Origin of the sequence: Nocardiopsis sp. MT53 (assembly GCF_019598965.1) — a bacterium.
Classification (GTDB): Bacteria; Actinomycetota; Actinomycetes; order Streptosporangiales; family Streptosporangiaceae; genus Nocardiopsis; species Nocardiopsis changdeensis.
On the sequence record NZ_CP080599.1, the window covers coordinates 2,176,697 to 2,189,660 of the forward strand.

Annotated in this window: 6 protein-coding genes, 1 tRNA gene and 3 rRNA genes; 7 read left to right on the forward strand and 3 right to left on the reverse strand. The window is 65.4% G+C overall.

What is annotated here, in order from left to right; translation table 11 throughout:
* Positions 1–38: 38 nt before the first annotated feature.
* Both K1J57_RS09445 and K1J57_RS09450 read right to left on the reverse strand, forming a co-directional pair.
* Positions 39–365 carry a DUF6114 domain-containing protein gene (locus K1J57_RS09445; RefSeq protein WP_255647145.1) on the reverse strand — a complete coding sequence of 109 codons (327 nt, stop codon included), beginning with the start codon at positions 363–365 and terminating at the stop codon, positions 39–41.
* 50 nt (positions 366–415) lie between these two features.
* The gene (locus tag K1J57_RS09450) at positions 416–1,051 is read right to left on the reverse strand and encodes a DUF6230 family protein (RefSeq protein WP_220564068.1); all 636 of its coding nucleotides are present in this window, start codon (positions 1,049–1,051) and stop codon (positions 416–418) included.
* A gap of 941 nt (positions 1,052–1,992) precedes the next feature.
* On the opposite strand from K1J57_RS09450, the gene K1J57_RS09455 reads away from it, so the two are divergent.
* From K1J57_RS09455 to rrf, 3 genes are all read left to right on the forward strand, one after another.
* Positions 1,993–3,524: ribosomal RNA gene (locus K1J57_RS09455) — 16S ribosomal RNA — on the forward strand.
* 373 nt (positions 3,525–3,897) lie between these two features.
* Positions 3,898–6,992, forward strand: a 23S ribosomal RNA gene (locus K1J57_RS09460).
* A gap of 88 nt (positions 6,993–7,080) precedes the next feature.
* A 5S ribosomal RNA gene (gene rrf / locus K1J57_RS09465) occupies positions 7,081–7,196 on the forward strand.
* The 16S, 23S and 5S rRNA genes sit together here, the layout of an rRNA operon.
* A 3,157-nt stretch (positions 7,197–10,353) precedes the next feature.
* Here rrf and K1J57_RS09470 read toward each other — a convergent pair.
* Positions 10,354–10,662, reverse strand: a complete 309-nt coding sequence (locus tag K1J57_RS09470) for a hypothetical protein (protein WP_220564069.1) — start codon at positions 10,660–10,662, stop codon at positions 10,354–10,356.
* A gap of 345 nt (positions 10,663–11,007) precedes the next feature.
* Between K1J57_RS09470 and K1J57_RS09475 the strand changes: the two genes are divergently transcribed.
* The 4 genes from K1J57_RS09475 to K1J57_RS09490 all read left to right on the forward strand — a co-directional run bounded on the left by K1J57_RS09475 (position 11,008) and on the right by K1J57_RS09490 (position 12,910).
* Positions 11,008–11,757, forward strand: a complete 750-nt coding sequence (locus K1J57_RS09475) for a helix-turn-helix transcriptional regulator (protein ID WP_255647146.1) — start codon at positions 11,008–11,010, stop codon at positions 11,755–11,757.
* Positions 11,758–11,858: 101 nt separating this feature from the next.
* Positions 11,859–11,981, forward strand: a complete 123-nt coding sequence (locus K1J57_RS09480) for a DLW-39 family protein (RefSeq protein ID WP_218619584.1) — start codon at positions 11,859–11,861, stop codon at positions 11,979–11,981.
* A 194-nt stretch (positions 11,982–12,175) separates the two neighbouring features.
* Positions 12,176–12,248 (forward strand) — tRNA-Ala (locus tag K1J57_RS09485).
* 287 nt (positions 12,249–12,535) lie between these two features.
* A complete protein-coding gene (locus K1J57_RS09490; RefSeq protein WP_220564071.1) occupies positions 12,536–12,910 on the forward strand; it encodes a YciI family protein in 375 nt (124 codons plus the stop codon).
* Positions 12,911–12,964: the final 54 nt, after the last annotated feature.

The following is a 12,964-nucleotide window of genomic DNA, read 5'->3' on the forward strand; positions in this document are numbered from 1 at the left end:
CGGACGGACCGGGGCGGGCGGCGCCCGCCCCGGTGGTCTCAGGCCCCGGACCGGTCCCGCCGGGCCCCGCGCCGCGGCGGCCGCGCCACGGGCCGCCAGGCGAAGGCCAGGCCGCCGCCGACCAGCGCCAGCAGCGTCCCCACCACCAGACCGCCCAGGTTGGACAGGACCAGCGCGCCCAGCCCGAGGAACCCCGCGAGGGAACCCGTGATGACGTGCTGGGCGGGGGTGAACCAGGTGACCAGCCCCAGGACGACGAGCATGCCCCCGAACAGCACCGAGGAGACGGTCCCGACGCCGGTGTGCACCATCAGTTCGACCGGCATGGCGACCAGCGAGGCCATGACCACCCCGGAGGCGATGATCAGGAGCCCTCCGGCGAACGGGCGGCGCCTGCGCCAGGCCGTCCACCGGCTCAGAAGCACTCGTCCTCCCCGAGGCTGATGCCCAGGTTCAGATCGGCGAGGCGGAACGTGCCCGCGGTCGCGGCCCGGGCGGTCTGCTCCAGGTCCTCGACCACGATGACGTCCGACTGCATGCCGAACAGGTCGTTGAACCCGGCGGCGCCCCGCGGGCCCTTGTCGAGGGTCCCGGCGTCCCGGCCGATCTCGATGTTCTCGAACTCGGCGTCGCCGCCCATCTGCGACATGTCGATGACCAGGTTCTCCGCGATCACCGGCGAGCCCTGGTCGCCGGCGGTCAACCGGAGCGAGATCGCGCCGACGATGGGGAACTCGGTGAGCACCGACTGGCACAGGCCGACGATCTCGGCCTCCCGGATCCCGGCGACCGCGACGGGGACGGCCTCCCTGCGGACGGTCTGGTCGAGCCAGCCGTACTGGACGAAGCCCTCGCCGTGCAGGCTGTCCGCGGAGATCTTGAACTCCTGCCCGGACACGGAGAACGAGGCGGCCAGGGCGCCCTGCGCCATGGCGACCAGCAGCCCGCCGACGGCGACGCCCGCGGGGACGCAGAACAGCGCGAAGCGCTTCCAGCTGGTGTGGCTCCGGGGGGAGTCGGCGCCGACCTCTTCGGGGGATGTGCGGTCCATGAACGTCCTTCCGGGTGCGCCCGCACAGGGCACGGATGCGAACACGTGCGACCGCGTCGCGCCCGCCGTTCCCCCGAACCACGGCACACGGTCACCGGCCGGATGAAGGGCCGGTAATGCTGCACATCATGGAACGGGGTCAGGGTGATTTCAAGGGTGGTCCCGGAACTTTCCGGCGATTCCCGCAATTGCTCACGAAAAGGCTCTGACGTGCGGCGACCGAGAAAAAGAAGAGCGTGTGCACCGCCTCCGCCCCGGCCCGGCCGTGCCGGCCGCCCGGAGGAGCGCGCCGTTTTGTCACCCCGGTGAGCGAAGCGCCGCGCGGTCCCCGTCCACCGGTGAGCGGGGCCCGGGCGGGCCGATCGCCGAAGGGAGCCGGAAGCGCTGCGGGACGGGGGATGCGGCGTGTGAGTGGCGACACAGGCGGTTCGGTTTGCCGCGGCCCCCGGAGGGGGGTAGTGTTCTCCGAGTCGCCAACGGGACGGCGAGCGGCTCCACAGGATGTCGACTCGGAACCGGACCGGGATCAGCGACGAACTCCCTTCCGAAGTGAGCGGTTCGAAGCACTGCTTCGACCATGTAAACTCGGTCGGGTCGCCTCGAAAGAGGCACACGCCTTCACCGAAATCAGAAGGACCCGGAAAACGCCGATTTGGCGGGGAACGGGAACACTGATAAAGTGAAGACACAACAAAGCGGAAACGCAGACGCCTTCCACGGAAGAGCACACGGGACCTGAGGTTCCGGGCTTGTACGGGAAGGGCGGTTGCTTCTTGAGAACTCAACAGCGCGTGTTCGATTTTTACAGCCAAGTTTGTTTTGGCCCCGTCACACGAGAATCGGTGAGATTCGAGTGTGCGAGGTTCCTTTGATTGAGCCAGAGATGGTTCGGTCAGGATTTCTTCTAGGTTTCCGAGCCCATCGCGGCTTGGTGCAAGACCTTTATGGAGAGTTTGATCCTGGCTCAGGACGAACGCTGGCGGCGTGCTTAACACATGCAAGTCGAGCGGTAAGGCCCTTCGGGGTACACGAGCGGCGAACGGGTGAGTAACACGTGAGCAACCTGCCCCTGACTCCGGGATAAGCGGTGGAAACGCCGTCTAATACCGGATACGACCCTCCTCCGCATGGTGGGGGGTGGAAAGTTTTTCGGTCGGGGATGGGCTCGCGGCCTATCAGCTTGTTGGTGGGGTAACGGCCTACCAAGGCGATTACGGGTAGCCGGCCTGAGAGGGCGACCGGCCACACTGGGACTGAGACACGGCCCAGACTCCTGCGGGAGGCAGCAGTGGGGAATATTGCGCAATGGGCGAAAGCCTGACGCAGCGACGCCGCGTGGGGGATGACGGCCTTCGGGTTGTAAACCTCTTTTACCACTCACGCAGGCCCCACGTTTTCGTGGGGTTGACGGTAGGTGGGGAATAAGGACCGGCTAACTACGTGCCAGCAGCCGCGGTAATACGTAGGGTCCGAGCGTTGTCCGGAATTATTGGGCGTAAAGAGCTCGTAGGCGGCGTGTCGCGTCTGCTGTGAAAGACCGGGGCTTAACCCCGGTTCTGCAGTGGATACGGGCATGCTAGAGGTAGGTAGGGGAGACTGGAATTCCTGGTGTAGCGGTGAAATGCGCAGATATCAGGAGGAACACCGGTGGCGAAGGCGGGTCTCTGGGCCTTACCTGACGCTGAGGAGCGAAAGCATGGGGAGCGAACAGGATTAGATACCCTGGTAGTCCATGCCGTAAACGTTGGGCGCTAGGTGTGGGGACTTTCCACGGTTTCCGCGCCGTAGCTAACGCATTAAGCGCCCCGCCTGGGGAGTACGGCCGCAAGGCTAAAACTCAAAGGAATTGACGGGGGCCCGCACAAGCGGCGGAGCATGTTGCTTAATTCGACGCAACGCGAAGAACCTTACCAAGGTTTGACATCACCCGTGGACCTGTAGAGATACAGGGTCATTTGGTTGGCGGGTGACAGGTGGTGCATGGCTGTCGTCAGCTCGTGTCGTGAGATGTTGGGTTAAGTCCCGCAACGAGCGCAACCCTTGTTCCATGTTGCCAGCACGTAGTGGTGGGGACTCATGGGAGACTGCCGGGGTCAACTCGGAGGAAGGTGGGGACGACGTCAAGTCATCATGCCCCTTATGTCTTGGGCTGCAAACATGCTACAATGGCCGGTACAATGGGCGTGCGATACCGTGAGGTGGAGCGAATCCCTAAAAGCCGGTCTCAGTTCGGATTGGGGTCTGCAACTCGACCCCATGAAGGTGGAGTCGCTAGTAATCGCGGATCAGCAACGCCGCGGTGAATACGTTCCCGGGCCTTGTACACACCGCCCGTCACGTCATGAAAGTCGGCAACACCCGAAACTTGTGGCCTAACCCTTCGGGGAGGGAGTGAGTGAAGGTGGGGCTGGCGATTGGGACGAAGTCGTAACAAGGTAGCCGTACCGGAAGGTGCGGCTGGATCACCTCCTTTCTAAGGAGTCTTTCAAGGCCAACACTTTTCCGATGGTTGGCCGGACTCGAAAGTGGACCCGATGCTCCTGGCCCTGGTGGCCGGTGAGAGGTCGGGATGGCTGTAGAAATTCATATCGAACTTCACCTCCGGGGGTCCTAGAAGCCTCGGGGGGCGCGCTGTTGGGTGTCTGAGGAAGCAACCCTCGTCTTGGTCCGGTTTCGGGCCGGCGGGTCGGTTGGTTCCCGCGGACCGCCTCTGAGAACTCTCAGAATCTCCTGTGTGTCCTGCTCTCCTGAGGGAGGCGGGGCGGGGGTTTGTCTGAGTGGTAGCGGAGAACGCGGTTGGTGTTTTGATTTGTGAATAGTGTGCGCGAGCATCTTGTTATCTGTAGTGGCCAAGTGATAGTGGCATACGGTGGATGCCTTGGCACCAGGCGCCGATGAAGGACGTGGGAGGCCGCGATAGGCCACGGGGAGCTGTCAACCGAGCTGTGATCCGTGGGTGTCCGAATGGGGGAACCCAGCCCGAGTTGTGTCGGGTTGCCGCCGCCTGAATGTATAGGGCGGTTGGTGGTGACGCGGGGAAGTGAAACATCTCAGTACCCGTAGGAAGAGTAAACAACAGTGATTCTCCTAGTAGTGGTGAGCGAACGGGGAAGAGGCTAAACCGTGCGCGTGTGATAGACGGCAGTCGTTGCGTGTGCGGGGTTGTGGGGCGTGTCTGTTCGGGTCTGCCGGCCCGGAGCGTTGATGGTTCTTCTAGCTGAATCCGTTGGGAAGCGGTACCGGAGTGGGTGAGAGTCCCGTAGGTGAAGGAAGAGTCTAGGCGTTGACGCTGTCCCCGAGTAGCGCGGAGCCCGAGGAATTCCGTGTGAATCTGGCAGGACCACCTGCTAAGCCAAAATACGTCCTGGTGACCGATAGTGCACTAGTACCGTGAGGGAAAGGTGAAAAGTGCCCCGGTGAGGGGTCGTGAAATAGTACCTGAAACCGTGTGCTGTCAAGCCGTCAGAGCTGGGTCTTGTATCTGGTGATGGCGTGCCTTTTGAAGAATGAGCCTGCGAGTCATGGTGTGTGGCGAGGTTAACCCGGGTGGGGTAGCCGTAGGGAAACCGAGTCTGAATAGGGCGTTTGAGTCGCATGCTGTGGACCCGAAGCGGAGTGATCTACCCATGTCCAGGGTGAAGCGGGGGTAAGACCTCGTGGAGGCCCGAACCCACCAGGGTTGAAAACCTGGGGGATGAGGTGTGGGTAGGGGTGAAAGGCCAATCAAACTCCGTGATAGCTGGTTCTCCCCGAAATGCATTTAGGTGCAGCGTTGCGTGTTTCTTGCCGGAGGTAGAGCTACTGTTTGGCTGATGGGCCCGACAAGGTTACTGACGTCAGACAAACTCCGAATGCCGGTGAAGTGAAGCGTGGCAGTGAGACTGCGGGGGATAAGCTTCGTAGTCGAGAGGGAAACAGCCCAGATCATCAGCTAAGGCCCCTAAGCGTGTGCTAAGTGGGAAAGGTTGTGGAGTTGCTGAGACAACCAGGAGGTTGGCTTAGAAGCAGCCATCCTTTAAAGAGTGCGTAATAGCTCACTGGTCAAGTGGTTCTGCGCCGATAATGTAGCGGGGCTTAAGCACACCGCCGAAGCTGTGAAGCCTGAGACTTGTTCTCGGGTTGGTAGGGGAGCGTCGTGCGTTCGGTGAAGCCGCCGAGTGATCGTGTGGTGGAGGGCGTGCGAGTGAGAATGCAGGCATGAGTAGCGAAAGCAACGTGAGAAACGTTGCCGCCGATTGACTAAGGGTTCCTGGGGCAGGTTAATCCGCCCAGGGTGAGTCTGGACCTAAGGCGAGGCCGACAGGCGTAGTCGATGGATAACGGGTTGATATTCCCGTACCCGTGCACGAGCGCCCAGTATCGAATCAGGTGATGCTAACCACGCTGGCTTAGCTTTCTGTCCTTCGGGACGGGTTGCTGTGCTGGTCTGGGATCCGAGCTTGTAGTAGGTAAGTGATGGGGTGACGCAGGAGGGTAGCTCTACCCGGCGGTGGTTGTCCGGGGGTAAGCGTGTAGGCCGGGGGGTTGGCAAATCCGCCCCCCATGAAGGTTGAGACGTGATGCGGAGCCGTTTTTGGCGAAGTGAGTGATCCCATGCTGTCGAGAAAAGCCTCTAGCGAGTTCGTGAGCGGCCAGTACCCTAAACCGACGCAGGTGGTCAGGTAGAGAATACCGAGGCGTTCGGGTGAACCATGGTTAAGGAACTCGGCAAATTGTCCCCGTAACTTTGGGAGAAGGGGAGCCCTGTCTGGTGAGAGCCCTTGCGGCTGGAGCTGGGTGGGGTCGCAGATAGCGGGGGGAAGCGACTGTTTATTAAAAACACAGGTCCGTGCGAAGTCGTAAGACGCTGTATACGGACTGACGCCTGCCCGGTGCTGGAACGTTAAGAGGACCGGTTAACGGGGTTCGCCCTGTGAAGCTGGGAATCCAAGCGCCAGTAAACGGCGGTGGTAACTATAACCATCCTAAGGTAGCGAAATTCCTTGTCGGGTAAGTTCCGACCTGCACGAATGGCGTAACGACTTCCCCACTGTCTCAACCATGGGCCCGGTGAAATTGCACTACGAGTAAAGATGCTCGTTTCGCGCAGCAGGACGGAAAGACCCCGGGACCTTCACTATAGCTTGACATTGGTGTTTGGGATGGTTTGTGTAGGATAGGTGGGAGCCGGTGAAACTGCCACGCTAGTGGTGGTGGAGGCGTTGGTGAAATACCACTCTGACTGTTTCGGGCATCTAACCTTGGGCCGTGATCCGGTTCGGGGACAGTGTCTGGTGGGTAGTTTAACTGGGGCGGTTGCCTCCCAAAGAGTAACGGAGGCGCCCAAAGGTTCCCTCAGCCTGGTTGGTAATCAGGTGTTGAGTGTAAGTGCACAAGGGAGCTTGACTGTGAGACGGACGTGTCGAGCAGGAGCGAAAGCTGGGACTAGTGATCCGGCACCGGCGTGTGGAAGCGGTGTCGCTCAACGGCTAAAAGGTACCCCGGGGATAACAGGCTGATCTTCCCCAAGAGTCCATATCGACGGGATGGTTTGGCACCTCGATGTCGGCTCGTCGCATCCTGGGGCTGGAGTTGGTCCCAAGGGTTGGGCTGTTCGCCCATTAAAGCGGCACGCGAGCTGGGTTTAGAACGTCGTGAGACAGTTCGGTCCCTATCCGCTGTGCGCGTTGGAGACTTGAGAAGGGCTGTCCCTAGTACGAGAGGACCGGGACGGACGAACCTCTGGTGTGCCAGTTGTCCTGCCAAGGGCATGGCTGGTTGGCTACGTTCGGGAGGGATAACCGCTGAAAGCATCTAAGCGGGAAGCTTGCTTCGAGATGAGGTCTCCTGCCTCCTTTGAGAGGGTAAGGCTCCCTAGAGACGATGGGGTTGATAGGCCGGGTGTGGAAGCCCTGTGAGGGGTGGAGCTGACCGGTACTAATAGGCCGAGGGCTTGTCCGCTGCAGATAATTGGGTGCTCGCGCATACATGTTCACATAACTGTGGAAGCTTCCGTTCCCCGACGTGGTCGGGGTTGCGGTGTGGGTTTCCGTGGTGGTTATGGTGGGAGGGTCACACCCGGTTACTTTCCGAACCCGGTCGTTAAGTCTCCTTGCGCTGATGGTACTGCCCTGTGGTGGGGTGGGAGAGTAGGTTGCCGCCACGGTTTTCTTCGGGTCGAGAGCCCCTGCCTTCGGGTGGGGGCTTTCCCTGTTTTCGGGGTGCGGGTATTTGTGGGGGGGCGCCCTTTCGGGGGCGGCCCCCCTTTTTTTGTGCCCGGAGGGCATCGCTGGGCCCCCGCCGCAGGGGGTGAAGGCCGCGGGAGGCTTCCCGCCCCGACCCCAGGGGGTTGGCGCACCCAACCGGGGCCTTCGCCACAGCCGGAGGGTGGACCGCTTCCTGCGCTCCAGGGGGTTTCCCACCCGACTTGGGTGGCTGGCCCCAGCCGGAGGGCATCGCACCTCCTCCGCCGCAGGGGGTTTCCCACCCGACCGGGACCTCCGCCACAGCCGTGTCAGGCCAGTGGAGCCCCCGACCCCAGGGGGTCTTCGCCGAGGTAGTTGTAGGTTTCCAAAAGGCCGGCCGCTTGGGAAGGGCGGTCCGCGCCGGGTGGGCCCGGCCCCGGCCGCAGTCGGCGCACGGCAGACCGCCAGGCGGGTGCGTTGGGCTCCCGTCCGGGGTGGTGGGGGTGTGACTGCCGGAGCCGGGTGCACCCGGAGCGCGCACACCCGCACCGCCTGGAAAGGTTGGGGGCGCCGGCGGCGGTGCGGGCGCTCCACGCAGCCGCCTACTCCCGCACGTGACCGCGGTACGGACGGGAGCGGGGGTGAAACCCGCACGCACCCACGACCTCAGCCCCAGACCGGGCACAGGACCGCGCACCTCAGCCTCAGGGGGTGAGAGCTGTGGGTGCTCGCGGCATCAGCCAGAGGGGGGTTGGGGAGGAAGAACCGCGGCCTCCGCCGCAGGGGGTTCAGGGAGGCATGACCGGGACCCCGGCCCCAGGGGGTGTGGGAAGGAGCGACCGGCAGCCTCCGCCATGGGGGTGAGACCCGCACCCGGCCGTCGGCCCCGATCCACGGCACGGGAAAAGGTGTTTGCGGCATGCACCTGGTGGGGTTGGGGCCGCGGTTCTGTTTCCGGCCTGTGGTTGAGGCCGCGGGTGCGTGCGGCGAAACCCCCTGGAGTCGGGGTCGCGGTTTTTCCTTCCCACACCCCCTGTGGCTTGGGACTGTGGGTATGTACGGCCTTCACCCCGGGGGCGGAGGTGCGCGGTCCTGTGCCCGGGCTGTGGCCGGGGCCGCGAGAACGTACCGCTTTCACCCCCTGGGACGGGGGTCGCGGTCTCTCCTACCCACACCCCCTGGGGTAGAGGTCGCGGTCTGGTGCCCGGTCCGGGGCCGAGGTCGCGGGAACGTGCAGCAACACCCCCTGTGGCACAGGCTGGCGAACACCTCCAGCAACACCCCCCTGGGGCGGGGGTCGCGGTTCTTCCTCCCCAACCCCCCTCTGGCTGATGTCGCGGGTGCGTGCGGCTTTCACCCCCGGCACTGACCGGTACCGCGGTCATCCGCGGGAGTTTGCGCCAGCGTGGAGCATCCGCCCGTTTGCTTTGCGCCCTCCACTTTCCAGGCGGTGCGGGTGTGCGCGCTCCGGGTGCACCCGGCTCCGGCAGTCACACCCCCACCACCCACCACGCGCGCCCAACGATTCCCCCGGCGGTCTGCCGGGCGCCGACTGCGGCCGGGGCCGGGCCCACCCGGTGCGGACCGCCGTTCCCAAGCGGCCGGCCTTTTGGAAACCTACAACTACCTCGGCGAAGACCCCCTGGGGTCGGGGACCCCACTGGCCTGACACGGCTGGGGCGGAGGTTTCCAATCGGGTGAGAAACCCCCTGGAGCGCAGGAAGCGGTCCACCCTCCGGCTGTGGCGAAGGCCCCGGTTGGGTGCGCCAACCCCCTGGGGTCGGGGCGGGAAGCCTCCCGCGGCCTTCACCCCCTGCGGCGGGGGCCCAGCGATGCCCTCCAGCTGTGGCCAAGGGCCCCGGTTAGGTGGGAAACCCCCTGCGGCGCAGGAGGCGGTTCGCCTTCCGGCGGTGGCTGAGGATCCCAGTTAGTCGGGAAACCCCCTCGGGCTGGGGCGGGAAAGCCACCCGCGGCCTTCACCCCCTGGAGCGGAGGTAGCGGTTCACCTCCCGGCTGTGGCTGAGGGCCCCAGCCGGGAGGGCAACCCCCTGGGCCCGGGGCCCGCAGGCACGCGCGGCCCCACCCCCATGTATCCGGGACGGAGGGCACGCCCACCCCCACCCCCCCGGGGGTCGAAGGAGATGATCCACCTTCCGGCCGTGCCTCGGCCCCCGACAGACCCGCCCGTCACCCACCACAACGTTGAAAGGGCATAGGGGCACCCCTGGGGCCCGGGCGGGAAGTCACCCGCAGGCTTCACCCCCTGGGGTGGAGGCCCCGCGACGCTCTCCGGCGGGGGCTGAGGGCTCCAAGTGGGTGAGCAGCCCCTCGGGGTGGGAGGCCACCTGCGGCCCCCACCCCCACGTGTCCGGGACGGCGGGAACGCCCACCCCCACCCCTCGGCGTCGAAGGAGATGATCCGCCCTCCGACCGTGGCTCGGCCCCCAACAGACACACCCGCCACCCACCACAACGTTGAAAGACAGGGCGACACCCCCGAACGACAGGCGGCAGGTCACCCACGGCCCTCACCCTCTGCGGCGAAGGCCCAGCGACGCCCTCCGGCGGGGACTGAGGGCTCCAAGCGGGTGAACGACCCTCGGGCCGGGGTGGGGGCCACCTACGGCCTCCACCCCCTGGGGCCGAAGGAGCCGATTCTCCCTCTCCCCGCGTCTACAAGCCCCGGCAGGCGTGCCTTCACCCCACACAACGCTGGAAGGGCGTACACGAGCACTTGAGCGAAACCGGAGCAGCCCCGGCCCGGCCCAACCCCGTCACTCCCCCACCCCCGGGCAGCCCGCGGAACGGGCCGTCCCCCCGGGACCGCGGGCACTCCGATGGGGCGGGTGGCGGTCGAGGGACCCGCGTGGGGTGTCGGGGTATGAAAGGTGTGCGGCCGCGGTCCGGAATCCGGCCCGCCGGCCGTCCTGCCGGAGGGTCAGTCCTCGTCGGCCTCGGGGGTGTCGATGAGCTGCCGGAGCAGCGCAACGAAGTCGTCGTCGCTCATGGCGGACCAGTCCACGTGCTCGTTCATGCTTGCGGTGTCCCCAAACTGGCCACCGATAAGCCTGCGGTACGTGAATTGATGTGAGAAGTCTGGGTTAACTCCGCATCGTTCCAGGTCGACCTGGAGCCGACTCAGATACGCCGCTGGAGGGCGCTCCTGCATTCCGGGCAGCGGCAGCGCTTGTTGTACCCGGTGACGGTGCCGTGCGGAAGGGACGGGTCGCGCTGGGCGGTGAGGGTGGAGTCGAGCTGCTCCCCGAACGGCTGGAGGATCCTCGCGGTGGAGAACACCTGCTTGGGGCTGATGTCCAGCTCCGCGGCCGCCTCGTCGATGTGCTTCCCCATCCGGAGTTTCGCGATGAGGCGGGAGCGGGTGCTCGGCGGCATGTCCGCTTCGGCGTTCGCGATCAACTGCTCGACGTCGTCGATGGGGTGGCTCATGGGTTTCCTCTACGTGTGCGGGCGAGCCCGCCGGGGCGGGCACCCTCTGCATCGTACGCGCTTTCCGTAGTTGTGGCCCGTGGTGACGTTGGGACTGTTGTTCCTCTTGTACACCTTGTTCCCCCGTTCAGGACTCTCGTCACTGTTGGTGGTGAGCGACTTTCCCTCTTAATGCATCGAATCAGCCGCTCTTTTCTAGAAACTCATTGCTAGATGCTAGATGCCGTGTTTCGCTGGTCACATACCTTCGACACTCTCCGTCATTGGAACGGTGCCATGACCAGTCCCACGGTCCGCCGTCGGCGGTTGTCCGCCGAGCTCCGCCGCCGTCGTGTTCAAGCGGGTCTGACCCTCAGCGATGTCGCCGAAGAACTGGAATGGTCGCCGGCGAAGCTGGGCCATATCGAAACGGGGATCCGCAAGTGGCCGTCGGTCATGGAGATCTCCGCGCTGCTGCGGTTGTACGGGGTCACCGGCGGGCAGCGGGAGGCGATCCTGACGCTGGTGCGCGAGTCGCGGATGCGGCCCTGGTGGACCGAGTACGAGGACGTCCTCTCCTCCGCCTACGTCGGCAACGAGGCCGGGGCGGTCGCGCTGCGGGTGTACGGCGGGATCCTCGTGCCGGACCTGCTGCAGACCCCGGACTACACGGCGCTGGTGGGCCGCGCCCTCGGGTACGGGGACGCGGCGGTGGAGCGGATGGTCGCCGCCTACCTCAAGCGCCAGGAGCTCCTGGAGCAGGTGCACTACCACGCGATCGTGGAGGAGGACGCCCTCCAGCGGATCTCGGGCGACCGCGGGCTGCTGCGGGCGCAGGCCACCCGGATCGTCGAGTCGGCCTCCGAGCGGGTCACCGTGCAGCTGCTGCCGACCTCGGCGGGGCCGCACCCGGGGATCGCCGGGCCCTTCTCCGTGCTGGAGTTCGACGAGGACGAGGCGGACCTCGCGTACGTCGACGCCACCCAGGGAGGAACGATCGTGGAGGCGGACGAATCGGTCGCCACCTGCAAGAAGGTCTGGGCGGAACTGACCCGGATCGCCCTGCCTCCCAAGGCCACGACCGGGATCCTGCGGCGGATGGCGCTCCTCACCTGACGGCTTGCTAGTCTGCTAGGTGACAACCTCATAAAGTTCTCTACGGAGCCCCCCGACGGGGGTCTTCCATGACGAACCGGATCAACGAAAGGGTCCAGACAGTGAAGAAGATCATCGTTCTGGCGCTGGTGGCCCTCGGGGCTTTCGCCATCTACCGCAAGATCCAGGCGGACCGTGCCGAGCTCGACCTGTGGACCGAGGCCACGGCGGCCGGCGAGAACTGAGCCGGTTCGGCGCGGCGCGCGCCGTCCGATGCCAGTGCGCGGCACGAAGACGTGGGTGGGCCGGCGTTCCCGTGGTGCGGCCCACGGCTTTGTGGCGTTCGATCCCTGACTCCACGGCCCCGCGGTCGTGAACGGGGCCACGCCCTGGTGAGGGTATGCTCTGCGTAGCGACCGGGCCTGGTGCCGGGGTGCGAGGGGCCATAGCTCAGCTGGCAGAGCGCCGGTTTTGCATACCGGAGGTCAGGGGTTCGACTCCCCTTGGCTCCACAGCGGACAACAGCAGGTCGGAAGTAACGGGCGGGGACTCCTTCGGGGGTCCCCGCTTCGCGTTCCCGGGGGATCGCGGCAGGACCCGGCCGGAGCACCCGCCGTTCCCCGCCCGGCTCCCCCTGGCCCGGCTCCGCCGTCTCCTGGTGCGGGTCTTTCGATTCCCATCAAAACTGTGGCGGGCGTCATGCCTTTCGGTGGAGGGTGGGGGTCAACAGGAGGCCGGACCCACGGATCCGCGACCGGGTCCCGACCCGGCCGGCCGCCCGAAGGAAAGAGAGCCGATCATGCCGCAGTACTTCCTCACGATGCCGCACGACAGCGCCGACGAGCCGACCATGGAGTCGATGCAGGAGATGGACCCGGCCGAGCTGGAGGCCGTGATGGCCGCGGCCAACGCCCTCAACACCGAGCTCCAGGAGTCGGGCGCCCTCGTCCACGCCGGCGGCCTCCACCCGCCCTCGACCGCGGTCACCGTGGACGGCACCGGGGCCGAGGTCAAGCGCACGCCCGGTCCGTTCGTCGAGGCCGCCGAGTACGTCGGCGGGTTCTGGATCATCGACGTCCAGGACGAGGAGGCGGCGCTCGGCTGGGCCGAGAAGTGCGCCACCGCCCTGAAGGCGCGCATCGAGGTCCGCGCCTTCCAGGAGGCCCCCGAATAGGCCCGGGACGGCGCACCGGCACCGTTGACGGCTCCCCCGGCCCCGGGGGAGCCG